General features: G+C 72.0%; 22 protein-coding genes. 13 read left to right on the top strand and 9 right to left on the bottom strand.

Annotated features, from left to right (window positions below; translation table 11 throughout):
* The 5 genes from BMX74_RS14890 to BMX74_RS14870 all read left to right on the top strand — a co-directional run bounded on the left by BMX74_RS14890 (window position 1) and on the right by BMX74_RS14870 (window position 3540).
* Window positions 1-519 carry a CGNR zinc finger domain-containing protein gene (locus tag BMX74_RS14890; RefSeq protein WP_091100889.1) on the top strand — a complete coding sequence of 173 codons (519 nt, stop codon included), beginning with the start codon at window positions 1-3 and terminating at the stop codon, window positions 517-519.
* Window positions 520-563: 44 nt separating this feature from the next.
* Window positions 564-1172 carry a GNAT family N-acetyltransferase gene (locus BMX74_RS14885; RefSeq protein WP_055503599.1) on the top strand — a complete coding sequence of 203 codons (609 nt, stop codon included), beginning with the start codon at window positions 564-566 and terminating at the stop codon, window positions 1170-1172.
* 14 nt (window positions 1173-1186) lie between these two features.
* A complete protein-coding gene (locus tag BMX74_RS14880; RefSeq protein WP_091100888.1) occupies window positions 1187-2062 on the top strand; it encodes a 1,4-dihydroxy-2-naphthoate polyprenyltransferase in 876 nt (291 codons plus the stop codon).
* 122 nt (window positions 2063-2184) lie between these two features.
* Window positions 2185-2898, top strand: a complete 714-nt coding sequence (locus BMX74_RS14875) for a GAF and ANTAR domain-containing protein (protein ID WP_055503601.1) — start codon at window positions 2185-2187, stop codon at window positions 2896-2898.
* Window positions 2899-2946: 48 nt separating this feature from the next.
* Entirely contained in the window at window positions 2947-3540 is a 594-nt protein-coding gene (locus BMX74_RS14870; RefSeq protein WP_055503602.1) for a helix-turn-helix domain-containing protein, read from the top strand.
* Window positions 3541-3550: 10 nt separating this feature from the next.
* Here the strand turns inward: BMX74_RS14870 and BMX74_RS14865 are convergent, their stop codons facing one another.
* Genes BMX74_RS14865 through BMX74_RS14845 form a run of 5 tightly spaced genes read right to left on the bottom strand, consistent with a single transcriptional unit; the run spans window position 3551 to window position 10535 of the window.
* Entirely contained in the window at window positions 3551-5296 is a 1746-nt protein-coding gene (locus BMX74_RS14865) for an ABC transporter ATP-binding protein (RefSeq protein ID WP_055503603.1), read from the bottom strand.
* A gap of 1 nt (window position 5297) precedes the next feature.
* Window positions 5298-6110 carry an ABC transporter permease gene (locus BMX74_RS14860; RefSeq protein ID WP_055503604.1) on the bottom strand — a complete coding sequence of 271 codons (813 nt, stop codon included), beginning with the start codon at window positions 6108-6110 and terminating at the stop codon, window positions 5298-5300.
* The gene (locus BMX74_RS14855; protein WP_091100885.1) at window positions 6107-7060 is read right to left on the bottom strand and encodes an ABC transporter permease; all 954 of its coding nucleotides are present in this window, start codon (window positions 7058-7060) and stop codon (window positions 6107-6109) included. The genes BMX74_RS14860 and BMX74_RS14855 overlap by 4 nt, the downstream gene beginning before the upstream one ends.
* Entirely contained in the window at window positions 7057-8907 is a 1851-nt protein-coding gene (locus BMX74_RS14850) for an alpha/beta hydrolase family protein (protein ID WP_091100884.1), read from the bottom strand. The genes BMX74_RS14855 and BMX74_RS14850 overlap by 4 nt, the downstream gene beginning before the upstream one ends.
* The gene (locus tag BMX74_RS14845) at window positions 8907-10535 is read right to left on the bottom strand and encodes an ABC transporter substrate-binding protein (protein ID WP_091100881.1); all 1629 of its coding nucleotides are present in this window, start codon (window positions 10533-10535) and stop codon (window positions 8907-8909) included. Before BMX74_RS14845 ends, BMX74_RS14850 begins: the two co-directional genes overlap by 1 nt.
* Before the next feature lie 129 nt (window positions 10536-10664).
* Here BMX74_RS14845 and BMX74_RS14840 point away from each other — a divergent pair, with 129 nt between their 5' ends.
* From BMX74_RS14840 to BMX74_RS14820, 5 genes are all read left to right on the top strand, one after another.
* Window positions 10665-10892, top strand: a complete 228-nt coding sequence (locus BMX74_RS14840; RefSeq protein WP_091100880.1) for a glutaredoxin domain-containing protein — start codon at window positions 10665-10667, stop codon at window positions 10890-10892.
* A gap of 76 nt (window positions 10893-10968) precedes the next feature.
* Window positions 10969-12225, top strand: a complete 1257-nt coding sequence (locus tag BMX74_RS14835) for a KAP family P-loop NTPase fold protein (protein ID WP_082534919.1) — start codon at window positions 10969-10971, stop codon at window positions 12223-12225.
* A gap of 3 nt (window positions 12226-12228) precedes the next feature.
* Entirely contained in the window at window positions 12229-13221 is a 993-nt protein-coding gene (locus BMX74_RS14830) for a hypothetical protein (protein WP_055503610.1), read from the top strand.
* A complete protein-coding gene (locus BMX74_RS14825; protein ID WP_091100878.1) occupies window positions 13214-15970 on the top strand; it encodes an AAA family ATPase in 2757 nt (918 codons plus the stop codon). Before BMX74_RS14830 ends, BMX74_RS14825 begins: the two co-directional genes overlap by 8 nt.
* 152 nt (window positions 15971-16122) lie before the next feature.
* Window positions 16123-17283 carry an FxsB family cyclophane-forming radical SAM/SPASM peptide maturase gene (locus tag BMX74_RS14820; RefSeq protein WP_091100876.1) on the top strand — a complete coding sequence of 387 codons (1161 nt, stop codon included), beginning with the start codon at window positions 16123-16125 and terminating at the stop codon, window positions 17281-17283.
* Between the two features lie 9 nt (window positions 17284-17292).
* On the opposite strand, the gene fxsT is transcribed toward BMX74_RS14820, so the two are convergent.
* Window positions 17293-19815, bottom strand: coding sequence for an FxSxx-COOH system tetratricopeptide repeat protein (gene fxsT / locus BMX74_RS14815; protein ID WP_176573348.1), 2523 nt, complete (start codon window positions 19813-19815; stop codon window positions 17293-17295).
* Window positions 19816-20012: 197 nt separating this feature from the next.
* On the opposite strand from fxsT, the gene BMX74_RS44075 reads away from it, so the two are divergent.
* Both BMX74_RS44075 and BMX74_RS14810 read left to right on the top strand, forming a co-directional pair.
* Window positions 20013-20171, top strand: a complete 159-nt coding sequence (locus tag BMX74_RS44075; RefSeq protein WP_176573349.1) for a hypothetical protein — start codon at window positions 20013-20015, stop codon at window positions 20169-20171.
* Between the two features lie 161 nt (window positions 20172-20332).
* On the top strand, window positions 20333-22351 hold the full coding sequence (locus tag BMX74_RS14810; protein WP_091100873.1) for an nSTAND1 domain-containing NTPase: 2019 nt from the start codon (window positions 20333-20335) through the stop codon (window positions 22349-22351).
* Window positions 22352-22359: 8 nt separating this feature from the next.
* Here BMX74_RS14810 and BMX74_RS14805 read toward each other — a convergent pair whose 3' ends face one another.
* Window positions 22360-23652 (bottom strand): MFS transporter, encoded by a 1293-nt coding sequence (locus BMX74_RS14805; RefSeq protein WP_256256957.1) that lies wholly within the window; start codon window positions 23650-23652, stop codon window positions 22360-22362.
* A 370-nt stretch (window positions 23653-24022) separates the two neighbouring features.
* Here BMX74_RS14805 and BMX74_RS14800 point away from each other — a divergent pair, with 370 nt between their 5' ends.
* Window positions 24023-24772, top strand: a complete 750-nt coding sequence (locus BMX74_RS14800; protein ID WP_091100870.1) for an AAC(3) family N-acetyltransferase — start codon at window positions 24023-24025, stop codon at window positions 24770-24772.
* Here BMX74_RS14800 and BMX74_RS14795 read toward each other — a convergent pair.
* Both BMX74_RS14795 and dapB read right to left on the bottom strand, forming a co-directional pair.
* Complete coding sequence (locus tag BMX74_RS14795) at window positions 24769-25269, bottom strand: GNAT family N-acetyltransferase (protein ID WP_055503618.1); 501 nt, start codon at window positions 25267-25269, stop codon at window positions 24769-24771. The two genes, BMX74_RS14800 and BMX74_RS14795, sit on opposite strands and share 4 nt — an antisense overlap.
* Window positions 25270-25465: 196 nt before the next feature.
* On the bottom strand, window positions 25466-26203 hold the full coding sequence (gene dapB, locus BMX74_RS14790) for a 4-hydroxy-tetrahydrodipicolinate reductase (RefSeq protein WP_091100867.1): 738 nt from the start codon (window positions 26201-26203) through the stop codon (window positions 25466-25468).
* Window positions 26204-26222 lie beyond the last annotated feature (19 nt).

Raw genomic sequence — 26222 nt, 5'->3', positions numbered from 1 at the left:
ATGCCGTCATTCGCGGAGCTCGTCCGCGATTTCGTGAACACGTACGACATCGAGGCCGACGCGGACGAGCTGTCCTCCCCCGCCGAGCTGGCGCTGTGGCTGCGCGAGCGCGGCCTGGCGGCCCCGGGCGACCGGGCCACGGACGACGACCTGAACACCGCTCTGCTGCTGCGTGAGGGCCTGCGGGCGGCACTGCGGCGCGAGCCGGCCGAGCTGCCGGAGCTGCCGGAGCTGCCCCTCACCGTACGGGTCGGGGAGCGCCCCGAGCTGGTGCCGGCGGGCGCGGGAGTGCGGGCCGGGCTGGCGCGGATCGCGGCCGCGACGCTCGACCCGTCGTGGGAGCGGTTGAAGGTGTGCGCGGAGGACGGATGTCAGTGGGCGTTCATCGACGCGTCCAGAAACCGTTCCCGCTCGTGGTGCTCTATGCGGATATGCGGCAATCGCACAAAGACACGCGCGTACCGGGCGCGGAAGCGTGGTTCGCGTCATCTCCAAGGGTCAAACACCGATACGGTGTAACTCGTGCCTTGTGGCATGGACGGCAGGCGAAGGAGCGGGCCGAGATGGCAGACGTAGGCGTCCGGGCGGCCCGGCGCGAGGATGTTCTCCAGGTTGCGAATTGTCAGATCCGCGCCTGGCGCTACGGCTATCGGGACTTCCTCCCCGAAGGGCCGCTCGAACAAATGACCGGGCCCGCGGCCGAGAAGATGTGGCTGCGCCAGTGGGACGAGGCGATCGTCGCCCCGCCCACCCCCAGGCACCGGGTGCTGGTCGCGGTGGAGACCATCCTCGACACCGAGGGCTTTCCCGCCCTCGGAGCGGGCGGCAGCGCCGCCCTGACGACTCCCCGTGGCGGCGAGCGCGTGGTCGGCCTGGCCTCGCACTCCCCGGCGGAGGACCCCGACCTCGACCCGAGCGTGGTCGCCGAGATGCTGACGCTGCTGGTGGACCCGGACTTCGTCCGGCGCGGCCACGGCAGCCGCCTGCTCAACGCCACGGTCGACTATCTGCGCGAGGACGGCTTCCGGCAGATCGTGACGTGGGTGTTCGCGGAGAACTACGCGGTGCTCGGCTTCCTGGAGTCGGCCGGCTGGGGCGAGGACATGGCCGAACGCGTCCTCGACATGGGCCGTCCGGTCCGCATGGTCAGGCTCACCACCGACATCAGCTAGAGGTTTCATCGACAATGGCAACCCCCGGCCAGTGGATCGCCGGCGCACGCCCGCGGACGCTGCCCAATGCGATCGTGCCCGTCATGGTGGGCACCGGCGTGGCCGTCGGCGAGGGCGCGCCCGTGTGGTGGCGGGCGGTGCTCGCCCTGCTCGTGGCCCTGTCGCTGCAGATCGGCGTCAACTACTCCAACGACTACAGCGACGGCGTCCGCGGCACCGACGACGAGCGTGTCGGCCCGATGCGCCTGGTCGGCTCCCGCGCGGCGCCGCCCCGCCAGGTGCTGGCGGCGGCGCTCGGCTGCTTCGCGGTCGCGGCGGTGCTGGGCCTGGTCCTGGTGGTCGCCACGCGGGCGTGGTGGGTGCTGCTGGTGGGGGCCGCGGCGATCGCCGCCGCCTGGTTCTACACCGGCGGCAAGCGGCCGTACGGCTACCGGGGGCTGGGCGAGCTGGCGGTGTTCGTGTTCTTCGGCGTGGTGCCCGTGGTGGGCACGGCGTACGTGCAGACCGAGCACCTGACCTGGCCGGCGCTGTTCGCGTCGATCCCGGTGGGGTTGCTGTCGTGCTCGATGCTGGTGGTGAACAACCTGCGCGACGTCGGCACGGACGAGCTGGCGGGCAAGCGCACGCTGGCGGTGGCGCTGGGCGCGCGGCGCACGCGGCTGCTGTACGCGGCGTGCCTGCTCGTGCCGCTGGCGGCGGCCCTGGCGATGATCCCGCTGGCGCCGCTGGCGGGCGTCGCGGTGCTGGCGGCGCCGCTGGCCGTGGGGCCGGTCAGGTCGGTGCTGGGCGGCGCCGTGGGTCCGGCGCTGATCGCGGCGCTGCAGCAGACGGGCAAGCTGCAGATGGCGTACGGGGTGCTGCTGGCGGCGGGTTTGGCCCTCAGCCTCTGACCGTCCGCCCCCACGTCAGCCCCTCAGCCTCTCAACGTCTCAACCGCGCCCTGGCGGGCAGGGGTCTCTGACCGGGGAAGTCGGAGAACGTGGCCAGCCGCTGCAAGAGGCAAGGGGAGCCGTTGAACCCGCCGGACGCGCTGACGGACGTCGTGGAGTTCGAGCGCGCGCTCGCCGAGAGCGTCGAGATCACGTCGAGCGCCATGCCGGACTCCCCCATGGTCAGCGTCGCCCTCCGGGCGGAGCGCGGGCTGCGTACGGTCGCCTGCACGCACGAGCGGGCGGGCCGGCTGGACGCGCTGCAGTGGGCGGCCGGGCAGGGCCCGGCCCTGGAGGCGGTCGCCACGGGCGAGCCGGTGGCGGCGGAGGACCTCCCCGCGGAGCCGCGCTGGGCGGGTTTCGCCCGCCGCTCCCCCGGCATCCGCAGCCTGCACGCCGAGCCGCTGCGGTCGGGGGGCGAGGTGCTGGGCGTGCTGACGGTGTACTCCAGCAAGGAGGGCGGGCTCCCCGAGCAGAGCCGGGTGGCGGCCAGGGTGGCGGCCGCGCACATCGGCGTGCTGCTGCGGACGTCGCTGCAGGCGGCGCGGACGCGGGAGGTGGCCGACCAGCTCAGGGAGGCGCTGGCCACGCGGGCGAGCATCGACCAGGCGCTGGGCATCGTCATGGCGCAGCACCGCTGCACGGCCGGCAGGGCGTTCGAGATCCTGCGCAGGGTGTCGCAGGAGCGGAACGTGAAGCTGCACCACGTCGCCGCGATGGTGGTGGAGAAGGTCAGCGGGGAGCCGCCGAGCGAGACGCACTTCGAGGACCCTCCGCACCGCGCGGACCGGGCATGATGGGGTGTCGGCTTCGAGCAGGACGTTCCAGCGGGAGAAGGGACCCACGTGCGGCACGAGAAGACCCCTGTCGTGGCGGTGACGCCTGAGCCGGCCTCGGGGCTGCGCGGGGCGATCGCCGGCAACCTGCGGCGCAGGCGGCTCGCGCGCGGGTTCAGCGTGCGGGAGCTGGCCGAGCTGACCGGGGTCAGCAAGGCGCTGATCTCGCAGATCGAGCGGGGCGTGGCCAACCCGACGATCGAGGTGCTGACCCGGCTGGCCGCCGCGCTGGGGCTGACGTTCGCCGAGCTGACGCGGGCGGCGCCGGAGGGCCCCGAGGTGGTCAGGCGCGGCGAGGGCATGCCGGTGCTGGTCGGCGACACGACGGTGCGCAGCCTGTTCGCCGCGCCCGACAGGCGCAGGTTCGAGCTGGCCGAGGGCGACCTGCCGCCGGGCACGCGCAGCGCGAAGACGGCGCACGGCGCGGGCTCGGTGGAGCACGCGTACGTGGTGGCGGGCGAGGTGACGGTGGAGACCGAGGCCTGGTCGGTGACGCTGGGCGAGGGCGACGCGCTGCGGTTCGCGGCGGAGTCCGACCACGTGTACGTCACGGGCGAGAAGGGCTGCCGGGTCCTCACGCTGATCTCGTTCTCGGAGGACTGAGCCCGCGCGCTCAGTGCGGCCAGCCGCCCGTTCCATCGGGCACGCTGGCCAGCAGTTCCCTGGTGTAGGGGTGGGCGGGCGCGTCGAGCACGGCGTCCACGGCGCCGCTCTCGACGCACTCGCCTGCGCGCAGCACGTACAGGCGGTCGGCGAGCTGGCGGACGACGGCCAGGTCGTGGGTGATGAACAGCATGCCCATCGACAGCCGTTCCCGCAGCCCGGCGAGCAGGGTGAGGATCTGCGCCTGCACCGACACGTCGAGGGCGGAGACGGGTTCGTCGCAGACGAGCAGCGCGGGCTCGCCTGCGACGGCGCGGGCGATGGCGACGCGCTGGCGCTGGCCGCCCGACAGGTTGGCGGGCCGCAGCCGGGCCAGTGCGGGGTCGAGGCCGACCAGTTCGAGCAGCGCGCCGACGTCCTGGGGGCGGCCGTCGGCGGCCAGGGCCTCCTTGAGCGTCGCGCCGACGGTTCTCGCGGGGTTCAGCGTCGAGTACGGGTCCTGGAAGATCATCTGCGCGGTGCGGCGGGCCAGGCGGACGGCCCGGCGGTCCATCGCGGCGTAGTCGGAGCAGTCGAGCCCGCCGAGGGTGATGGAGCCGGAGTCGGGCCGTTCGAGGCCGGTGACGCAGCGCGCCAGCGTGGTCTTGCCGGAGCCGGACTCGCCGACGACGGCGACGATCTCGCCGGGGGCGACGGTCAGCCCGACGCCGCCGAGCGCGGGCCTGGCGCCGCCGGGGTAGGTCTTGCGCAGGTCGCGGACGGTGAGCACGGGCTCGGCGGCGGGACGGGCCGGGGCGGTGACGCCCGGCGGGGGCGGCGGCGCGGCGGGCAGGCCGGCGGCGCGCACGCAGGCCGACAGCCGTCCTGAGCCGGGCTCGGCGCGGAGTTCGGGCACGCCGGCCCGGCACTCGGGCGTGGCGTACGCGCACCGGTCGGCGAACCCGCAGCCGCCGGCCACCGCGTCGTGCGCGGGGACGGAGCCCGGCACGGAGGGGATGACGGCCAGGCGCCGGTCGGCGGGCGGCTCGGCGGCGAGCAGCGCTCGCGTGTACGGGTGGCGCTGCTCGCGGCGCAGCTCGGCGGCCCCGGCCATCTCCATCACGCGGCCCGCGTACATGACGATCACCCGCTCGCACATGGAGAACGCCAGCCGCAGGTCGTGGGTGATGAGCAGGAACGTCATGTCGCGTTCGCGCTGGACGCGGCGGATGAGCGCGAGGACCTCCCGCTGGGTGGTGGCGTCGAGCGCGGTGGTGGGCTCGTCGGCCACGAGGACGCGCGGCGCGGCGGCGAGCGCGGCGGCCAGGCCGACGCGCTGGCGCATGCCGCCGGAGAGCTGGAACGGGTACCTGCCGGCGACGTCGGCGGGCAGGCCCACCTCGGCGAGGAGCCTCGGCACCTCGGCGGCGGCGTCGGCTCCCCGGGGCAGGCCGTCGGCGATCTGCCTGCCTGCCCTGCGCAGCGGGTTGAGCAGGGTGAACGGGTCCTGCATGAGGAGGGAGACGGTGCCGCCGCGCATGCGGCGCAGGGCGCGCGGGTCGTCGTCGACGCGCCGTCCCGCGACGTGGACCTCGCCGCCGGCCTCCAGCCCCGAGGGCAGCAGGCCGAGGAGGGCGCGCACGGTCAGCGACTTGCCGGAGCCGGACTCTCCGACGATGGCCACCGACTCCCCCGGGCCGGCCTCGAACGACACGCCCGACAGCAGGGTGCGGCCGGTGGCGGGTTGCCTGACGGTCAGGCCGTCGACACGGATCATGTCAGTGTGCCCTTCCGCGCCGTTCGACGCGCTCGTGCAGCCAGTCGCCGACGACGTTGAGCGCGGCGGCGGTGGCGATGACGGCGAGGCCGGGGGCGATCACGGCCCAGGGGTTGGCGAGGAGCTGGGTGCGGTTGTCGGCCAGGGTGCGTCCCCAGTCGGGCGACCCGGCGGGCACGCCCAGCCCGAGGAACGACAGCGACGACAGCGAGACCAGCGCGTACGCGAAGTTGAGGAAGGCGGAGGCCAGGCTGACCGGGGCGATGTTCGGCCAGATGTGCCTGGTCATGATCCGCCAGGAGGAGAGGTTCTTGAGCAGGGCGGCCTCGACGTACGGGCGGTGGCGCTGTTCAAGGACGGCGCCGCGGACGACCCGGGTGTCGCCGGGGGCGAACAGCACGACGAGCACCGCGATGGCGAGCCCGTAGCCGCCGCCGAGCACGCCGGCGACGACGATGGCGACGAGCAGCGCGGGCAGCGAGAACATGAGGTCGGCCCAGCGCATGGCCAGCGCGTCCACCCAGCCGCCGTGGTAGCCGGCGGCCAGCCCGGCGAGGTTGCCGATCAGCATGGACCCCGCGGCCACGGCGAGCGCGCCGGGGACGGCGGTGCGGGCTCCCGCGACGAGGAGCTGCAGGACGTCGCGGCCCAGGTCGTCGGTGCCGAGGGGGTGGCCGGGGCCGGGGCCGGTGATGCCGGTCATGAGGTCCTGGGCGGTGGCGTCGGGCACCAGCCAGGGGGCGAACGCGGCCGCCACGCCCACGGCGACGAGCACGGCCAGCGCCAGGGCCACGCCGAACGAGATCCGCCTCATGCGGCGCCCCCGAGCCGTACGCGGGGGTCGACGAGGGAGTAGCCGACGTCCACGAGCAGGTTGACGGCGGCGACGAGCAGGGTGAGCAGCAGCGCGAGCGCCTGCACGACGGGCACGTCCTTGAACGTCACCGAGTCGACCAGCAGCGAGCCGAGGCCGGGCAGCGCGAAGGTGACCTCCACCAGCACGGTGCCCGCCAGCGTGCCGGTCACGATGAGCCCGGCGGCGGTGAGCACGGGCACGAGCGAGTTGCGCAGGGCGTAGCGGAGCACGAGGGGCGCGCGCAGGCCGCGGGCCCGCGCGAACACGACGTAGTCCTGCTCCAGCTCCCGGACGAGGGCCGCCCTGGTGAACCGGACGAGCAGGCCGACGGCGCCCACGGCGAGGGCGGCGGCGGGCAGGGTGAGGTGCCACACCTGGTCGGCCAGGCCCTCGCCGGTGCCGTACACGGGGAACCAGCCGAGGCCGAGGGCGAACACGACGAGCAGCAGCAGCCCGACGGCGAACGGCGGCGCGGACAGCCCGACGACGCCCGCGGTGACGACCAGCCGGTCGGTGGCGCGTCCGCGGCGCAGCGCGCCGAGCACGCCGAGCGGGATCCCGGCGAGCGCGGCGAGCAGGGTGCCGTAGCCGGTGAGCGCGAGGGTGAGCGGCAGCCGCTCCCCCAGCATGCCGGAGACGGCGGCGCCGGTCCTGATCGAGGTGCCGAGGTCGCCGCGCAGCACGCCGCCGAGCCAGCGCAGGTACTGGACGGCGACGGGGTCGTTCAGGTGGTAGCGGGCCTGGATGGCGGCGATCGTGGCGGGGGTGGCCGGGCGGGTGCCGAGCAGGGTCTGCTGGACGGAGCCGGGGGCGAGGTAGAGCAGGCCGAACACGCCGATCGACAGCAGCAGCACGACGGCGGCGGTGCCGGCCAGGCGGCGCAGGGCGAACCGGGCCCACCCGTTCACAGCACCCCGCCCTCCGTCAGCCAGCCGACCACGCGTTCGGCCGCGTCCCTGCGGTGGGCGGGTTCGACCAGTTCGTGGCCCTCCCGAGGGTAGACGACGAGTTCGGTGCTCATTCCCGCCGCCGTCCAGGCCCGGTAGAGCTGCTCGGCCTGGCCGAGCGGGGTGGTCCTGTCCTGGTCGCCGTGCAGGATCAGGGTGGGTGTGCCGCCGCGGGCGGCGTCGGCGGCGTGGTAGACGGGCGAGCGGGCGGCCAGCCGCTCGCGGCCCTCGGGCGTGGCCGGGTCGGCGCCCGCGTGGTAGAGCGGGTCGAAGCCGCCGGCGAGGTTGCTGGCGGTGGAGAAGCTCAGCCAGTCGGTGACGCCCGACATGACGACGGCGGCGCGGAAGCGGCCGGTGCGGGTGACGGCCCAGGCGGTCAGGTAGCCGCCGTAGCTGAGCCCCATGACGGCCAGGCGGCCGGGGTCGGCGACGCCGGCGGCCACGAGGTGGTCCACTCCTGCGAGCAGGTCGGCGAGGTCGGCCTCGCCGACGCGGCCGATGACGGCGCGGGCGTAGTCCTGGCCGCGTCCGCTGCTGCCGCGCGGGTTGGGCAGCAGCACGGCGGCCCCGGCGTGCGCGAGCGGCAGGGCGAGCTGCCCGGACTCGGCCGGGGCGAACGCGCTGGACCACAGCCAGGTGGGCCCGCCGTGCGCGATCACGACGAGCGGCTTCGGGCCGCCGGACGGTCGCCCGCCGAGGAGGAGGCCGGAGACCGGCAGGCCCTCGTGCCCCGTCCAGGTGATCTCCTCCTGGGGGACGGCGAGCCGCGCCAGCCCGGCGTTGAACGAGGTGACGGCCCGCCAGTCGCCCTCGGTCAGGGCGGCGACGGCGATCTCCGGGGGCTGCCCTGCCGTCTCCCAGCAGGCGGCGGCCAGCGTGCCTGACCGGTCCACCGACAGCGACGGCTGGCCGTCGCGGCCGCCCAGCGTGCCCCAGGCGGTCCAGCGGCGCAGCACGCGGCCGTCGGCGGCGCTCAGCAGGCCGCCGTGCACCCCGGTGCCGGACCAGCCGGTGAACCAGAGCGTGTCGTCGTCGAGCCAGCCGAGGTCGGTGACGTCGTCCACGTCGCCGAGCGGAGCGACCTCGCCGGTGACGAGGTCGGCGCGCAGGACGCGGCCCGAGACGATCGACAGGCCCTCGACGACGACCGCGGCACGGCCGCCGGGGGCCAGCCTGGGCCGGGCGAGCTGCCAGGACGTGCGGTGCAGCGTCCGCACGGCGCCGTCCTCGACCAGGTCGAGCCGGGGGTGGTAGTAGCCGCCCGGCGTCTCGTCGGCCGAGGTCACGGCCAGGGCGCGGCCGCCGCGCCAGTCGGCGTCCCAGACGGTCAGGCCGGGCAGCGCGACGGGGCGGGGCAGGGCGTCGCCGATCGTGAACCGGACGAGCCTGCGCAGCCGCCCTCCGGGCGTCCTGACGAACGGGTCGCCCGGGTCGGCCACGCGCAGGCCGAGGTGGCTGCCGTCGCGTTCGCTGCCCGGGTCGGCCACGCGCACCAGGACGGTGCCGTCGTCGCCGGGGATCGCGTCCTCGATCTCGCCCTCGACGGTCGCCCTCCAGCCGGGCTCCAGGCCGGGGCCCCTGACCTCGACGCGGTCGCCCCCGGCCAGGAGCAGCCGCCCGTCGGGCAGCCAGCGGACGAGCGCGCACGGCGCCGCGCCGGGGACGGCCATCCGCTCCCCGCCGAACCCGGCGACGTATGCGGCGCCGTCGAGCACGCAGGCGACCCGGTCGCCGTCGGGGTGCAGCGCCACGGACTCGGGCAGGACCAGGCCCGCGAGCTCCTCGTGGACCTTCAGCGGACCGGTCATCAGTGGGCCGCCAGCTTCGCCGCCCACGGGCCGACGAAGAAGTACGGGCCGAAGCCCTCGACCGCGACGGAGCGTCCGAACGCGGTGGCCGCCTCGCCCCACCACAGCGGCTGGTACGGCACGTCGGCGGCGGCCTTCACCAGGGCCTCGCCGATGAGCTTGCCCCGGGCCGCGTCGTCGGTGCTCTTCCTGGCGTCGTCGAGGAGCCGGGTGACGTCGGCGTTGTCGTACTCGGCGATGTTGGTGCCGTTCTCGCCGGTGGCGCCGCCGTGCAGGAGCTGGTTGACGTACTCGGCGGGGTCGCCGGTCGTGGCGAAGTACCAGCCGAGGTAGACGCCGGAGGCGTGCTTGCCGAGGTCGGCGATCCACTGCTCCAGCGGCACCTCCTTGACGTCCAGGGTGATGCCGATGGTCTTGAGGTTCTGGGCGAGGGTGAGGGCGGCGCGGCCGAGCTGCGGGCCGCTGGCGGGGTAGGTGAGCGTGTCGCTGAACCCCTGCGGCGTGGCCGACTGCGCCAGCTCGGCCTTGGCCTTGGCCAGGTCGAAGTCGTACTGGGGGATGCTCTGGTAGAGGGCGGTGACGGCGGCGGCGTCGAGGACGCCGCCCCACTGGGCGGGGTCGGGGATGGTCCTCGCGACGGTGCCGTGGCCGCGCAGGACGCTCCTGACGATGCCCTCCCTGTCCACGGCGTGGGCGACGGCCCTGCGGACGTGGACGTCGTCCCAGGGCTTCCTGGAGGTGTTGAACGCGAGGGTGACGAGGGAGCGGTCGCCCGCGGTCTCCAGGCGCACCCCGGAGATGGCCTTCCACTGGTCGAACTGCTCGGCGGGGACGTTCAGGGCGACGTCCACGGAGTCACCGCGCATGGCGAGCAGCCGGGTCGACTCCTCGGGGATGAAGTCGATCTTGATCTGCCGGTACGGCGCCTTGCCGCGCCACCAGGCGTCGTTGCGCTCCAGCGTGACGTGCGAGTCGGGGGCGAACTCCGCCACCTTGTACGGCCCGGTGCCGAGCAGCTTGCCCTCGGGCGTGCCGACGCGGTCGCCGGTGGCCTTGAGGAAGGCGGCGCTGCTGACGAGGAGCGTGCCGGGCGACGGGGTCCAGGCGAAGGAGGCGTCGGGCTTGCTGAGGGTGATGGTCACCTCGGCGGGGCCGGTGGCCTTGACCGAGTCGACGCCGGCGTACGCGTAGGCGAAGGCCGTGGTCGAGCCCTTCCTCGCGTGCAGCTCCAGGCTGGCGACGACGTCGGCGGCGGTCAGCGGGCTGCCGTCGGAGAACGTCACGCCGTCGCGCAGGGTGTAGACGTAGGTGGTGGCGTCCTTCCTGGTCCAGGACTTCGCGAGCGCGGGCTGGAGGCTGCCGTCGGCGCCGACCCCGACCAGGGCCTCCTGCACGAGCAGGGCGACGACGTAGTTCATGATGCCCGCCTCCTTGCCCGGGTCGAGCGAGCCGATGGAGGACGGCAGGGCGACGCGCAGCACGTCGGACGCGGCCTTGGCGCCGGAGCCCCCGGCGGGGGTCTGGCCGGTGGAGCCGCAGGCGGCGAGCAGCGCGGGCAGCGCGGCCAGGCCGCCGGCGAGCGCGGTGGAGCGCAGGAGAGAGCGCCGGGAGAGGGGTAGTTCGGCCACCGGGGACCCTACTTTCACACGACCGGCCAACCCGCCTAGCTGCAGTGTCTACCGGTAGACTCCAATTGGCTCACGAGAGTATTCGGTGGGTCGCCCACGGGTCAAACCCTCTTTTCGGATGGGAAATAGATGATCACCATCTACAGCGCACCCTGGTGCGGCCACTGCCAGCGGCTCAAAGGACAGCTCACCCGCGAGGGCATCGCGTACGACGAGATCGACGTGGACCAGACGCCCGGCGCGACCGAGCTCATCGCCGAACTGAACGGCGGCTCCTGGCTGATCCCCACCGTCGTCCTCCCCGACGGCTCCGCCCTCGTCAACCCGTCCGTGGACGAGATACGCGCCCGCCTCTGACCGGCGACAGGATCACAGTTCGATAACCGCCGCCGCTCGGCCATCGCCACGGTGCATCCTCTTCCAAGGAGGAACGATGGCCGATATCGCAATGCTCTCGGATGCTCCAGTCAATTGGCGCGGAGACCTTCTCCAATTTCGCCGTTACGTCGATCCGCTTGTTTCGGTCATCACAAATCCCCATACCGAGACGCCCTTCACCATCGGGATTTACGGCGCATGGGGCAGCGGGAAATCCACCCTGCTCCAGATGATCGACGAGCGCCTCCTCGACCGGCACGGCGACCGGTTCGTCCGGGTGCACTTCAACCCCTGGGTTCACCGGCGCGAAGCCGAAATGCTGCTTCCCCTGCTGAACGCCCTCCACGACGAACTGGCGAAGGATCCCAGACAGCGGTTCACCGACACCGTCAAGCGCCTGGGCGCCATCATGCTCAACCTGGCCGCCGACGAACTGCTGAAGAAGCTCAAGCTCGAATCCATGAGCGTGGAGCGCATCGGCAGGCTCGCCCAGCAGTACGCCGAGCTGCGCGGCCAGGTCGACAGCCAGGCCGGGCGCCTCCGCGGCCTGCTGCAGGAGGAGGCCGACCGGCTCGCGGGCCAGGGCCGCACGATCGTCTTCTTCATCGACGACCTCGACCGGTGCGAGCCCGACCAGATCATCGACCTGCTCGAGTCGATCAAGCTCTTCCTCGACCTGCGGAACGTGTTCGTCGTCATGGCGCTCGCCAAGGAGGTCGTCGACCGCGGGGTGTCCGTGAAGTACCAGTCGTTCGGTTTCCCGCCCGGCCAGCACGCGGCCATCGGCGACGAGTACCTCGACAAGATGATCCAGCTCCCGCTGCACCTCTATCCGCTCGGTCCGGCCGAGGTGAGGCGCTTCATCGCGGAGTCGAGGCCCGGCGAGCTGGCCAAGGCGCACGTGGCGACGCTCGAGCGGATCGTCGTGCCGAACCCGCGCAAGATCAAGCGCGTGCTCAACCTGCTGCAGGTGACGGAGGCGATCATCGAGGCGAGTCCCGCCCTGGCCGCTCTCCACACCGACCTGGTCGTCCGCCTGGTGGTACTCCGGGTGCAGAGCCCCGAGCTCTTCGCGGAGGCGGCGCGACGGCCGGACCTGCTCGTCGCGCTCGAACTCGTCCATCAGGGCAAGCTCGTGCCCGGCTCACCCCAGGGCTTCCAGGCGCGCTTCAAGTCGCAGGCCGAGCAGCTCCAGGAACTGGTGCAGACCTCCAGGGACAGGCACCGCTTCCTGGCCGACCTGTTCGCCGGCTCGGCCTTCGAGGCGTCCGCCGACGACCTCCCCCTCTACCTCACCATGATCGGCGGGTGATGCATGGGCTTCACCGACATCCGCTACGACCTGTACGGCCTGCCCTCGGGCAACCCCTACTCCGGCCGGCCGCTCGATCCCCTGGCGTCGGAGGCCGACCGCGCGCTGCTGCTCGAACTGGAGGGCTTCATCAGGCTCGCCGCGATCGAGAGAGCCGTCGAGAGGGCGGTGAGCGAGCAGCGGCCGGCCTTCTTCCTCATCACCGGAGTGGGCAACAGCGGCCGCACCTCGCTGGCCAACCACATCATGTACCTCTACCGGCGAGCCGCCGCCGCCCGTCTCCCCGGATACGCCTTCGTCACCCACTGCGCCGACCGCAGGGACATGACTCACGACGCCTACGGTGTATTGCGCTCCACCCTGCTCTGGCTGCGCAACCGGATGGTGTCCCACAACGTCGACATCCCGGCCAACCTCCATGCCCTGTTCATCGAGCTGAGCAGACGGGCGCGCGGGGAGCCGATGAACGAGTACGACCTCCAGCAGATCGCCGAGTACGCGGCCGTGGCGATGAAGGCGCACGACACCGGCTTCGGCATCCGCTACGAGGGCGTCTCCACCAAGGACCTGCTCACCCTGGGCACCATGGTGTTCGAGAACATCGCCACCGTGGTGGTCTTCACCGTCGACGCGTACGCGCACGCCGGCACCGTGCAGCTCACCGAGGCCGACCGGCAGGAGTTCGCCAGGCGCGGGCAGGTCTTCGACCTGAACACGCTCACTCCCAGGCAGATCGCGGCGCTGGCCCACGGCCGCTGGAACGGCAGCCCGCCCGCCCCCTTCGAGCCGCAGGGCGTGCAGAGGGCCTTCGAGGGCGAGACGTACACCGTCGGAGAGGCTCTGCGCCACCTCTCGACGCTGCTCGACATCCGGCTGAGCGAGTACGACGAGGACGCGCCGTGGCCGAACGACGATCTACGCATCCACGAGGAATGGCTGCGGCTCAAGATCTGGCAGGCCAGGAAATGGAACGGGCTCGGAGGCTTCCGTGGCTGACCACGCCGACCACCCCAGGCGCAACCCCTTCCCGGCCAGGGGCACGAGCAGCGCCGAGGAGACCTCGTTCCCCGACTACCTGCGGGACTGGGCGCTGCGCACCCCCACTGCTCCCCTGCCCGGCGTGCGCGGCGCCGTACGCCTGGCGGAGGACTACGTGCGGGAGTTCACCGACGAGGCCAGCCGCGACGGCGGGCTCGGCTGCCTCCACGGGCACCACGGTGTGGGCAAGACGCACGCGGCGCGCCACATGATGGCGAGCGTGGACCAGGAGAACCCTCAGGCCGTCCAGGTCTACCTGAAGTTCCAGGAGAACGACTTCGTCGCCGCCTACCGCCGCCTGGTGTCCCAGCTGCCGCAGAGCCTGCTCACCGACCTGAGTCTGCGCCACCTCGGCACGCTGGCGGGCGACAGAGCCGGGGACGAGCGGGGCGTCGTCCTGTCCGAACTCGACGACGACCCGGCCCGGCTGTACGACCTGTTCGCCAGACACCGGGTGGAGGCCGGGAAAGTGCTGGAGGACCAGGCCCTGGAGATCGCGGCCGTGACGGGCGACGGCCCCCGCTTCCAGCGGGCGCTGGCGTTCCTCCTGCGCCCGGAGTACTCGGACGCCGCCTACGACTGGCTGTGCGGGAGGCCCATCAGTGCCGACGCCGCGTACGCCATCGGCGTGGGAGGCCCGATCGACGACCCGCTCACGTGCAGGTACGGCCTGCAACTCCTCGCCAAGCTGGTGACGCGCGCCGGACGGCCCTTCGTCCTGGTGCTCGACCAGTGCGAGAAGTTCCTGCTCGACGACGAGACACCGGTAGCGGCGAACGTCTCGTTGCTCCAGAGCCTGGTCGAGATGGTTCCGCGGGCCGCCGGACTGCTGCTCCTGGTCACCAGCGCGGCCGGCTGGGACTGCATGCCTCCGGACCTGCGGCAGCGTGTCGGCTCCGGGGCGTTCCTGTTGCAGCCGCTCACTCCGGACGAGGCGCGGCTGGTGGTCGGCGCATACATCGCCGCTGCCGGTTCTCCCGGCGCCGGCATCCGCCCCTTCACGGAGGACGGGCTGCTGGAGCTGCTGCGCCACAGCGGCGGGAACACGCGGCTGCTGCTCCAGCTCGCCTGGGCCGCTTTCGCGGCGTCCACGCCAGGCACGGCCATCGACGCCGCCGCCGTGGCCGGGGCGGCGGCGGGGCGCGCCGACGCCCCTGGGCCGGCCGACCTCGCGATGCTCGTCGAACGCGCCCTGTTGTCGGCCGGGATCAGTGCCGAACGCGTCGAGACGCCGGGAACGGGCACGTCGTTCGCGCTGCCCGACCGCCACCGCCCGCGCGCCGTCGTCAGGATCAGCGAGGCGGTCTTCATGGACGACGAGGTGGACAACGTCGTCGAGGCGTTCGCCCAGGTCGGTCAGGCCCTGTCGGAGGGGAAGGCGGTCTTCACCGCGCTGCTCGTCACCGGATACGTCAGCCCGACGGTGCTGGCCGTCCTGCAGGGCCTGATGCATCGCGTCCTGGTGGCCGACGGATCCCCGGCGTTCGCCCGCCGCATGGACGAGCTCACCGAGCAGCTCGCCGCCGTGGTCCGCGGCGGCGAGGACGGGCGGGATCCGCTGACGCTGCTGGAGACGATGCGCGAGCTGCGCGTGTATCTCGAGGAGCTGAGCTCGGAGCGACGGCTGGAGGGACTGGCGCTCAGCCGCGGGCTCACCCACGCGATCGATCCTTCCTCGCTCCGGGAGCCGAGGGCGGCGACCGGCTGGCAAGGCAGACGCGCGGAGCTGGTGGCGCTCATCACCGCCGCCCGGCGCGAACGTGCGACCGCGGACTGGGAGGAGTTCAGAAAGGCCCGGGCGGCCACCGTGAAGTCGCGCCGGATGTGGCTGCAGGTGGCGGGAGCCGGCGCGCTCGCAGCACTGGCCCAGTCGGCCATCGGCGCGGGCATCGGTCTGTTCGCCCAGGTCTCCGCGCCTTCGGTGCTCGTCGCGGCCGGCGTCCTGGTCGGCGCGGCGCTGGCGGCCCTGGCCGTGCGGCAGGCGGTGCGCCTGGGCGTCAGCAGGGCTGCCGCCCGCCTGGAGTCCCCGCGCGACCTCGACCTGCTCGCCCGGGAGCTACGCGCGCGGCCCGTCGCCTCGGACGCCGCGGATCCGGCCGCCCGCTACGCGTACGCGCTGAAGGAGGACCCGGACGAGGGGTACGACAGGCTTGCGGACGCGCTGCAGGCCGAGCCGCTGTCGCTGGTGCGGCAGGCCATCGCCCGCCGGATGTCCGTCTCGTCCAGATCGCCCGCCGAGTGCGTGGACGAGGTGTCTCGTGCCCGGCGTGGCCACGCGCCCGAGGCGCTGCTGCTCCTGGCGCGCAGGCAGCGGCACACGGAGCTGGACCGGCCACCGCGGCAGCTCCGCGAGCTGCCGCCCGAGCTGCGGATCCTCGTGGCGATCGCCAACCCCGGCGTCCCGGAGCTGGCGGACGGAGCCGCCACGCACCATCCGGCGGAGGCGGTGCTGGCCGCGCTGGGAGTGCGCGGCGCGGCGCATCCGCTCGCGCGTGCCTACCGCTACGGGGTGGGTGACCTGGCGCTGGTGGAGCTGCCGCCGAACGAGCTGCGTGCCGCCGCCCGCCTGCTGTCACCCCTGGACCACGAAGGTCTGGGCACCCACGACTGGCTACCGGTCATCGGCGAAATAGACGAGTTGTTCCTATTCTTCGAGGAATTACTGTATTACCAGGAGGAAATTCGCTCACATCGCAATAAATCTTGACTCTTCGTGCAAAACATGAGAGATAGGGACAGGGGGTATTTCATACGGATTTGAGGTGCGCGACACCTATGAGGTGGCCGTCATCAGGGAGCTCAGATGCTGAGCCCCTGCTCACGCAGGGATTCCCGGAATCCCTCGATGTCGACGCGCTGATGGCGGCCGGGTGGAAGCCGCTCCCGTTCCAGCAGTTCATCCTCAAGATCCACAGCCGCTGCGACCTCGCCTGCCGTCACTGCTACGTCTACGAGATGGCGGACCAGAGCTGGCGGGATCAGCCGCGCCGCATGTCCGACGCCATCGCCGACCGGGCGATCCAGCGCATCGCCGAGCACGCCGCAGGCCATGACCTGCCGGAGATCGAGGTCGTCCTGCACGGCGGCGAGCCCCTGCTGGCCGGGCCCGAGCTGATCTCCCGCCTCGTGCGCGGCGTGCGCGGCGCGGTCGAGACCGGCACCAGAGTCAACGTCGCCGTCCAGACCAACGGCGTGCGGCTCGGCCCGGCGTTCCTCGACCTGTTCGCCGAGTTGGACGTCCGCGTCGGCGTCAGTCTGGACGGCGACGCCGAAGGGCAGGACCGCCACCGCCGCTTCGCGAACGGGCGCGGCAGCCACGCTCTGGTCAGCGAGTCGCTGCGCAGGCTCACCTCCGGCCCCTACCACCATCTGTTCAGCGGCATCCTCTGCACCGTGGACGTGCGCAACGACCCGCTGCGCACCTACGAGGCACTCCTCGAGTACGACCCGCCCGCGATCGACTTCCTGCTGCCGCACGGCAACTGGGCCACCCCTCCGCCCTTCCGCGACCCCGGCTCACCCGCCACCCCGTACGCGGACTGGCTGATCCCGATCTTCGACCGCTGGTACGACAGCCCGGTGCTGCACAGCGAGATCCGCATGTTCCAGGAGATCATGCGGCTTCTCATGGGGAGCCCGTCCAGGGCGGAGACGGTGGGACTCTCACCGGTGCGCATGGTGGTGATCGAGACCGACGGCGCCGTCGAACAGTCGGACATCCTCAAGAGCGCCTACCACCGCGCCCCGTCGACGAACCTGCACGTGCTCACCGACCCGCTCGACCGGGCGCTGCGGCTGCCGTCGATCGCGGCGAGGCAGATCGGCGAGCTGGCGCTGTCGCCTCAGTGCCGGGCCTGCGATCTCGTCTCCACCTGCGGCGGCGGCCTCTACGCCCACCGCTACAGTCCCACCGCCGGATTCGCGCAGCCCTCGGTCTACTGCCGTGACCTGTACCGGCTCATCCACCACATCCGGGCCAGATGCGCGCACGATCTGGCCCGGGCCCGCGGAGCGCCCTGACCGCCGGGGTCAGATGGGTGACGGGTCGAAGTCGCAGTTGAGCCGCTCACCCGCGAGCGCCGCCAGGGTCTCGGGGTGCTCAGGCCCCAGCTCGAACTCGAGCCGCCGGACCGTCTCCGCGTGCAGACGCTTGCCCTCCTCCTCGGCACCGGTGGCCTGGAGGTCCTGGCTGAGGTTGGCCGCGCAGACGAGGCTGAGGTAGTGGTGGGGTGAGAAGGCCTGCCGGGCGTGCGCATGCGTCTCCTCGCCCAACCGCCTGGCCGCCTCGTGGTCGCCCAGGGCCGCCAGGTCGTTCTGCAGGTTGATCGCGCAGGTGATCGCGTAGTCGTGCAGCGGGCCGAACTGCTCCACCAACCTGGCATGCACGGTCTCGTCGATCTGGCGGGCCCTCGCCGGGTCGCCGCTCAGACGCGTGAGCAGCGCCAGGTTGATCTGGCACGCGTGGGTGAACGGGTGGTCGTCGCCGAAGACGTCCGGGTAGTGGTGCAGCGCCCGCTCGGCCACGCGCATCGCCTCCTCGACCTCACCGGCGGCACGCAGCGCGTTGGACAGCCCGATGGCCGCCGCCATCGTGTCGGCGTGCGCGTCTCCGTACAGGCGCTCGAGCCGGGCGTGGGTGTCCCTCATGAGTTCGAGCGCCTCGGCCACTTCGCCGCTCCTGCGCAGGGAGATCGCGTAGTCCTTGGCGGCCAGGAGAGTGGCGCGGTGGTCGGGCCCCAGTTCCTTGACCCCGTACGAGAACGCCTCCTTGCTGACGTCCGCGGCCTCCTCGACCTGTCCGCCCAGCCGGGCGACCTGGCTGAGGTTGATCCAGGATGTGAGCAGGAAGTTCTTGGCGATGCCCGACCTCGCCTGGCTCATGACGCTGAAGGCGGCCTGGTGCATCTTCCGGGCGTTCACGTAGTCGCTGTTGAGCGCGTAGTCGAGGGCCAGGACGTTGCGTACGCGCAGGGTGCGGACGTCGTTCTCCCCGTAGACGCGCAGGTTGGCCTCCCGGGAGACCTCGTCCACCTCCCGCGCCTCGGCGAACAGCCCTCGCGCCCGCAGCGCGGTCGAGTAGCTGTTGGCCGCCCACAGCGTCTCCGAGTGCTCGGGGCCGAGCGACTCGCGGGTCTTCCTCAGGGCTTCCGCCATGACCTCGTGGGCTTTGTCGTACTGGCTCAGCGCCAGGTAGATGTTGCCCAGGTGGACGTGGGCCACCAGGACGTCAGGGTGCCGTTCCCCACTAGCCCTGGTCCAGGTCTCGATGTACTTGCCGAGCAGCACCTGCGCCGGCTGGAAGTTGCCTCTCACGTACAGGTAGCGCACGAGGTTGAGCGCGAACTCGCGCACCTTCGGCTGAGTGCACTCGATCAGGCCGGACGGCTCGAGATGGGGGGCGAGTTCCTCGAACGCGGCCCAGCTCGCCGTGTCGTCGGGGTTGCTCGGCCCGCCGTCGGCCAGCAGGACGTGGACATCGTGGCTCAGTTCGAGCCGCTCCTCCTCCGACAGCTCGCTTCTCAGCAGGGCCTGGTTGAGCCTGTGGACCTGGAGGGTTCGGGTGGACGGCTCGACCTTGATCAGAGCGAAGCGCTCCAGCGTGCTCAGGATCTTGGTCAACAGGATCGAGTCGGACAGAATGGGTGCGAGCCGCTGGCTGACCGACTTGTTGCCCCGGCGGAAGACGTCCCTGGGGATGGGCTCGGGGCCGAAGAAGGCGCAGCACCGCAGCACTTCGATGGCCTCGGGAATGCGGTCCTCGAGCTGAGTGACCGACAGCCGCCAGGCCGCGGTCATGGACTGCGGGTACATCGGCGCCTTCTCCAGCGCGAGCAGTTCGCTGGTCTGCTCGCCGAGCAGCCTGATGTACTCCTCCACGGACATGAGGGTGCGGCGTTGCAGCGCGGCCGCCTGCTCCAGCGCGATCGGCAGGTCTCCGAGGCTCTCCGCCAGCAGATCGGCCTCGGCGTCGCTGATCTCCCTGCCCAGGCGCTTGCGCAGGAACACCACGCTCTCCTCACGGCGGAAGACGTCCACCTCGATGGTGGACTCGTAGTCTCCCCATCGGGAGTTGCGCGAGGTGATCAGGACATGTCCTGGCCCGCGGGGGATGAAGTCCTTGATGTACTCGGGCTCCTCGGCGTTGTCGAAGATGATGAGCCACTTCCGGTACGGCACCCCGCTCTGCAGCGCCCGCAGCACCGCCTGGGTCGCCTGGCCCACGCCGGTCGTGGCGGCGGGCGGCAGGTTGAGCGCGGGCGCCATGGCGGCCAGCGTCTCGGGCACGAGCAGCGGCTGGTCGGCGGGGATCCACCAGACCAGGTCGTAGTGGGAGCGATACTGCCAGGCGTACTCGATGGCGAGCTGCGTCTTGCCGACGCCCCCGAGCCCCTGCAGGGCCTGGGGCTGGGCGACCACGGCCGTGACGGTGTTCACGCTCTTCCTCAGGGCGTCCAGCAGGTCGCGCCTGCCGGTGAAGTTCGGGTTGCGCGACGGAACCCTTTCCCAGACCTTCGGTTCCCGCGCCGCCATGGAGTGTGAATTCTCCGACACATGATCCTCCACTTCGCGCCCGAAGGGACCTGAGAATGGTATGAACCATCCTAGAGCTTGCCTAGCAGGCCCGTTCATTACAGAATCATCATAATAAGAGTATCGAGATCCTGTGATCCCGATACAGGCAATGGCGCCCGCTCATTATCGCTGGTATGTCCTGCGATATTCGGACGACCGAAACAGAGGGAGTGCACATGCGCGACGAGCAGTACGGATCACGACAGCTGAGCGACACCTCCACCCTGTCCATGCACGACGGACTGAAGACGGAGAGCGCGGCGCTTCGAGCGGCGGCCATGTCGTGCCTGGCCGAAAACAGCGAGCGCATGGCAGGCTTCTCAAACACCATATAGGACAAAATCCGCACCATCTGTCATATCGGCAGAAAACGCCCTCAGACGTTTCTCTCCGCCATGAATGCGATGTGCGACCCGCGCCGCGCATACAAGGATATCGGGCGTCTTGATCGCCGGGGAGAAATGTGCGGTGAAACGCGGCTGCGGATGGGATCAGCATGGCGACTTCCGGCACGAACAGACGGCAGGGAGGACCGGAGCCGTACGCGGGCCTGCGAGCCCTTCATCCGGGAGACCGCCATGCGTTCTCCGGGCGGCTGGAGGAGTCCAGGGAGGTCCACGACCTGTGGCAGGGCCGGCGGGTCACCATCCTGCACGGCGCCTCGGGCATCGGGAAGACGTCCCTGATCGGTGCGGGAGTCGTGCCGCTGCTCGACCGCAACGCGATCGACCTGCTCCCCTTCGGCCGGGTGTCCTATGGGTCGGTCTTCCCGCGCGCCGCGCTCCCGGCGCACAACCCGTACGTCCTCGCGCTGCTGATGTCCTGGTCGCCCATGGGGACTCCGACCCGGCTCGCGGGGATGACGCTTGCTCGGTTCCTGCGTTCCCGGCCGGCCATGCGCGACGCCTTCGGTGACCGAAAATCCACCATGGTCGTGATCGACCAGCTCGAGGAGCTGTTCTCCGGGCCCCGGCGGCACCAGCCGTACCGCGAGTGGTTCTTCGCCCAGCTCGCCGACGCACTCGACGCCGACCCCCGTCTGCACCTGCTGCTGTCGATCCGCAACGACCGGCTGGACGAGTTACTCCCGTTCGCACGGAAGCTGGCAGGCGGGGACAGGGCGTGCGTCCCCCTTGAGGCGCTGCGGCCCGAAGGGGCGCTGGAGGCGGTGCGGCGGCCGCTGGAGGGCACCGGGCGGGCGTTCGCACCGGGCACCGCCGAGCAGCTCGTGCAGGATCTCCTCAAGATCAACGCGCGCTCCTCGGCGCACCCGGACGAGAGCTGCGACGGCACCGGCCGAGTCGACCCCACTCAGCTCCAGGTGGCGTGCAGTGCGCTGTGGGCCGCGCTGCCCGACGAGCTGTCGCTCATCAGGCCCGCCGACGTCAGCCGGCACGCCGGCACCGAGGAGTCCTTGACCGCCTACTACGACACGACGGTCACGGCGGTCAGCGCCGAGCGCTTCGACGGCGACGACGACGTCCTGCGGTCCTGGCTGCTACGTACGTTCGCCGACGAGGCGAGCCGGCCCCGCCCGGTGCGCCGGCGCGCGCTCGCCCACCAAGCGGTGGGCAGGGCGACGGTCGCGCTGCTCGTCAGGCGACGCGTCCTGCGCACCGACCGCCGCCAGGGAGACTCCTGGTACGAGCCGGCCTACGACAGGCTCCCCCTGCGCCCAGCGCGCGCCCGGCCCCGCCCGTCCGTCCAGCGGGCGGCGCTCCACCCTGGAACGTGCCTGGAGGCGGCCGTCGGCGCCCTGGGTGAAGGCGACCTCGCGCTCGCGGCCAAGCGCTGCGACGAAGCCCTCGCGCACTCCGCCGAGGACGATCATCATCTGCGCGCGGAGGCCGAGTCGCTGCTCGGCAACATCGCGCACGAGCGCGGCGACGTGGAAGAGGCGGTCGCGCGCTATCGCGCCGCCGCCCAGAGCTTCGAGCGCGCCGGCGCGACCGGCGCCGTCGGACCGCTGCTCGCCGCCGTCGGACGGCTGCGGCTGGCTCAGGGCTTCCCCGAGATGGCGGTGCGGGAGCTGTACGCCGCCATGGCGCGTGTGCCTGCGGACCTGGCCATCCAGACCGAACTGGCCTGGGCGCTGTGGCACGACGGTCACCCGGAGGCCGCCGTGGACGTGCTGAACGACGTGCTCGACCGGGAGGGCAACAACGCTGACGCGCTGCTCACCCGCGGTCAGATCCTGGCCGGCATGGGACGCGCCAGGGCCGCGCTGCGCGACCTCGACCGGGCGGGCCCGCTGCAGTGGCCGTTCGCCAAAGTCGCGCACGCGCTCGCGCTCGCCCTGCTCGACTGCCTGGAGGAGGCACAGCAGGAGATGGTGGAGGCGCTCACCCACACCATGGACCACGGACCGCTGCTCCTGTACGCCGCCCGGGTGGAGGAGCTGGCCGGCAAGACCTCCTCGGCGATGGACCTGGCGAGGCGAGCCATGTCGGCGTCGGCTCCGGCGTTGCCCGAGCACATGGCGAGGGATGCCAGGAGGCTCATCGGCGCGGCGTGACCCGCGGCTCAGGCGTGGTGCTCGACGGCGGGAGGGACGACGTCGACCGACGTGCCGACGTCCGCCGCGGCCGGAAGGGCCGGGGTCAGATTCTCACGCAGAGAGGGGACGGAGGAGACCAGCACGGCGAGGACCGCCATGACAGCGAACAGGAGAACGGACCCTCCGGTGACGCCGAGCCCGCTCACGAGCAGGCCGCCGAGAGGGGCGGCCAGGGAGAGCGCACCGTGTGCGGACAGCCGGGAGACCCCAACCACGCGAGCCAGGGCGCGCGGGTCGACGGCGTCCACCTCCACCGTCCTGATCGACACATTGCTCAGTGCCCCGCCGAGGCCCGTGACGAACAGCGCCAGCGCGAACAGCGGCGCCCTCTGGTCGAGGGCTGCCCCTGCCGCGGCGCAGCCGAGGGCGACGACCCAGATCCACAGGTGGATCATCAGCATGCGTCTGAACGGCCTGCAGGAGAAGGCCACGATCGACCCCACCACTCCTCCCACTCCCCCGGCCGCGAGCACCAGGCCGACCGTCAGTGACGGCAGCCCCGACGACCCGGCCAAGAAGATCATGATGAGCGCGTTGACCATGAGGTTGGTGATGGTGACCAAGAGGATGGAGGCACGCAGGAAGGGCTGTCCCTTGAGCAGCCGGAAGCCCTGCAGGAGGTCGCGCAGCAGCGACGGGCCCGAGGGAGGCCGGGCAGGCGCCCGGCGGACGTGGAAGAACAGCCCGGACGACACGAGGAACAGGACCGCGTTGGCAAAGAAGGGCACGATATGCCCGACTCCGAACAAGTACCCCCCGAGCGGGCGTCCGGCGAGCGAGGCGGCGTGCGCGGCGGCCTCGCTCTTGGCCAGCGCCCGCCGCATCGTGGCCGGTTGCACCAGCGAGGGCAGCAGCGACGTCTCCGCCAGCGTGTACAGCACCCACAGCGTGCCCTCCAGCAGAGCCGCGACGATGAGGTGCGCGAGCGAAGGGCCGCCGAACGGCAGCGCGACCAGCACGCTGGCGACCGTCAGCCCGCGCATGAACTCGGCGAACAGCATGCTGGAACGTGCCGGTACCCGGTCGACGAGGACCCCGGCAGGAACGTAGAAAACGAGAATGGGAATGGTGAGGGCGAAACCCGTCCAGCCGGCCACGGACGGGGAGTCGGTGAGCGCCAGGGCGAGAAGCGGATATGCGACGCCGAGCGTGCGTGTGCCTATCGTTGAGATGGCCGAGCCCGCCCAGAGCAAGGCGAAATCCGTCGTCTTCCAGGAATGCCGGAGGTTTTGCCAGCGGCCGTCTGCCTTCTTCTTCACATCCCCCGCTCCAGGCGCGTGCTGCGGGGGCGTGACCTTGAGGTTGTCATCGGCGATGGGGAAGGCCACAGCGACAGCCCGCTTCTGACGGAACGGATGGGGTGGTTTTGCCAAGACCGTTGGCTGGCCGAAGTATAGCGACGAAAGCTATGGCCACACGCGACAATCACGTTTTCGGCCCGCCCAAACATCGACGTTTGGGGTATAAGCGCCATCTCCCTGATCATCTACGCCATAATCATAAAACTGCGCACAAAAGACATGGGACGTGCCCCCTGCCCCTCCCTGTGATCATTAAGTGGGCTCAAGCACCGATCGGCACCATATGTTGAGCTCTGACCGTTTGTGTGGGGACTTCTCAGCGCTGGGCGTGGCGGCCGGGCAGGTGGTGCTGCTGCGGTCCTCGCTCAGCAGCCTGGGACACGTCGACGGCGGCGCCGACACCGTCGTGGCCGCCCTGCGTGCCGTCCTCGGCCCCGGCGGCACGCTGGCCGTCCCCGCCTACAGCCCGCAGAACTCCGACACGTCTCCGCAGTACCGCGCCGCCGTCGCCGGCATGACCGCAGAGGAGGTGGCCCGCCACCGCGCCGCCATGACGCCCTACGACCCCGCCACCACGCCCTCCAGCGGCATCGGGCGCATCGCCGAGCGGGTCCGCACCCTGCCCGGCGCACGCAGGAGCGCGCACCCGCACACGTCGTTCGCCGCCGTGGGCCCGCTCGCGGCGGCCGTCACCGACGGCCACGCCCTCGACTGCCTGCTGGGCGAGCGCTCACCGCTGGCCAGGCTCTACGACCTGGGGGCGTTCGTCCTGCTGCTGGGGGTCGGCTACGCCAAGTGCACCGCGTTCCACCTGGCGGAGTACCGGCGCACCGGCACCCCGCCCCGCCGGAGCTACCGGGCCGTCGTCGCCGACGCGCGGGGGCGGAGATGGACGGAGTTCGTGGACGTCGACGTGGACGACGGCGACTTCGCGCGGATCGGCGCGGACTTCGAGCGGGCCTGCGAGACCCGCCGCGGCCGGGTCGGCCACGCCGACTCCAGGCTCTTCCCGATCAGGAGCGCCGTGGACCACGCCGCCACCTGGCTCGCCGCCCACCGCCCCGCCACGCCCTCCTAGGGACGTGCCCGCGTGAGGGCGGCGCGCATCGCCACGCGGGGGGCCAGCTCGATGCCGAGCTCGCGCTCGTGCTCCACCAGGGCGCGCAGCTCCGGGCCCCACTCCGGCTCGGGCAGCACGTCGAAGCCGTGCCTGGCGTACCAGGGGGCGTTCCACGGGACGTCGCGGAAGGTGGTCAGGGTGACCGACGGCGCGCCGCACGCTCGCGCGTGGTCGAGCACGGCCGCCACCAGCCGCCCGCCGATGCCCTGCCGCATGGACGCGGGACGCACCGCGAGCTGGTCGAGGTGGACGTTGCCGTCGACCCACCCGAGCAGCGCGAACCCCGCCGGAGGCGTGCCCTCGACCAGGACGCGGCCCGGGTCGCCGACCTCCTCGATCATGGTCGTGCCGGGCGGGAAGACGATGCCCGCCTGCTCGAACAGCCCGTCGGCGGCACGCTCGACGTCCGCCAGCCCGCGCAGTTCGCCCGCCTCGGCCCACCGCACCGTACTCACAGCCCTGCCCTTGCTCCCAACCGTGCCGACACCGTACCGACACCATGCCGACGCCATGCCGACACGGTCTCATGTTCGGGGTGGATCTCACCTCTGGCATTAGGGTTGACGCTCGTAGGCTCGGCTGTGCGGAGCCGAGCCCCCTCTCCTCACGACGTGCCCACGACTCGCACCGGGTGGTGGGCACGACGTGTGGTCACAGGTCGAGCAGCGGCTCCAGGCCCACGGTGAGGCCCGGCAGCTCCCGCACCCTGCGCACCGCCAGCAGCACGCCGGGCGCGAACGCCGACCTGCTCATCGTGTCGTGCCTGATCGTGAGCGTCTCCCCGGCGCCGCCCAGCAGCACCTCCTGGTGGGCGATGAGGCCCGCCAGCCGCACCGCGTGCACGCGCACGCCCTCGACGTCGGCGCCGCGGGCGCCGTCGAGCGAGGTGCTCGTCGCGTCGGGCATCGGCCCCACGCCCGCCTTGGCCCGCGCCTCGGCCACCAGCTCCGCCGTACGGCGTGCGGTGCCCGACGGGGCGTCGGCCTTGTTCGGGTGGTGCAGCTCGACGATCTCGACGGAGTCGAAGTAGCGGGCCGCCTGCTGGGCGAAACGCATCATCAGCACGGCCGCGATGCCGAAGTTCGGGGCGATCAGGCAGTGGGTGCCCGGCGACTGGGCCAGCCACCCCCGCACGGTCTCCAGCCGGCCCGCGTCGAACCCCGTGGTGCCGACCACCGGGTGCACGCCGTGGGCGATGGCCCATTCGAGGTTGCCCATGACGACGTCGGGATGGGTGAAGTCGACGACCACCTCGGCCCCTTCGAGGCCCTCGATCGGATCGTCCTTGTCGAGCGCGGCCACCAGCTCCATGTCGGTGGCCGCCTCGACCGCCTTGCACACCTCGACGCCCACGCGACCGCGGGCGCCGAGCACACCTACCTTGATCACACGCCAACCCTATACCGAG

It is taken from the genome of Nonomuraea pusilla (assembly GCF_900109355.1).
GTDB lineage: Bacteria > Actinomycetota > Actinomycetes > Streptosporangiales > Streptosporangiaceae > Nonomuraea > Nonomuraea pusilla.
The sequence above is the reverse complement of the archived record's forward strand: the minus strand, read 5'-3'. Positions and strand labels throughout refer to the sequence as shown.

Excerpts from the sequence above, each read along its gene's own strand:
- BMX74_RS14885 (WP_055503599.1), top strand. The coding sequence starts at position 564 with ATGGCAGACGTAGGCGTCCGGGCGGCCCGGCGCGAGGATGTTCTCCAG.
- BMX74_RS14860 (WP_055503604.1), bottom strand. The coding sequence starts at position 6,110 with ATGAGGCGGATCTCGTTCGGCGTGGCCCTGGCGCTGGCCGTGCTCGTC.
- BMX74_RS14810 (WP_091100873.1), top strand. The coding sequence starts at position 20,333 with ATGGCGACTTCCGGCACGAACAGACGGCAGGGAGGACCGGAGCCGTAC.
- BMX74_RS14835 (WP_082534919.1), top strand. The coding sequence starts at position 10,969 with ATGGCCGATATCGCAATGCTCTCGGATGCTCCAGTCAATTGGCGCGGA.
- BMX74_RS14840 (WP_091100880.1), top strand. The coding sequence starts at position 10,665 with ATGATCACCATCTACAGCGCACCCTGGTGCGGCCACTGCCAGCGGCTC.
- BMX74_RS14850 (WP_091100884.1), bottom strand. The coding sequence starts at position 8,907 with ATGACCGGTCCGCTGAAGGTCCACGAGGAGCTCGCGGGCCTGGTCCTG.
- BMX74_RS14830 (WP_055503610.1), top strand. The coding sequence starts at position 12,229 with ATGGGCTTCACCGACATCCGCTACGACCTGTACGGCCTGCCCTCGGGC.
- BMX74_RS44075 (WP_176573349.1), top strand. The coding sequence starts at position 20,013 with ATGCGCGACGAGCAGTACGGATCACGACAGCTGAGCGACACCTCCACC.
- BMX74_RS14820 (WP_091100876.1), top strand. The coding sequence starts at position 16,123 with ATGGCGGCCGGGTGGAAGCCGCTCCCGTTCCAGCAGTTCATCCTCAAG.
- BMX74_RS14880 (WP_091100888.1), top strand. The coding sequence starts at position 1,187 with ATGGCAACCCCCGGCCAGTGGATCGCCGGCGCACGCCCGCGGACGCTG.
- BMX74_RS14890 (WP_091100889.1), top strand. The coding sequence starts at position 1 with ATGCCGTCATTCGCGGAGCTCGTCCGCGATTTCGTGAACACGTACGAC.
- BMX74_RS14865 (WP_055503603.1), bottom strand. The coding sequence starts at position 5,296 with ATGATCCGTGTCGACGGCCTGACCGTCAGGCAACCCGCCACCGGCCGC.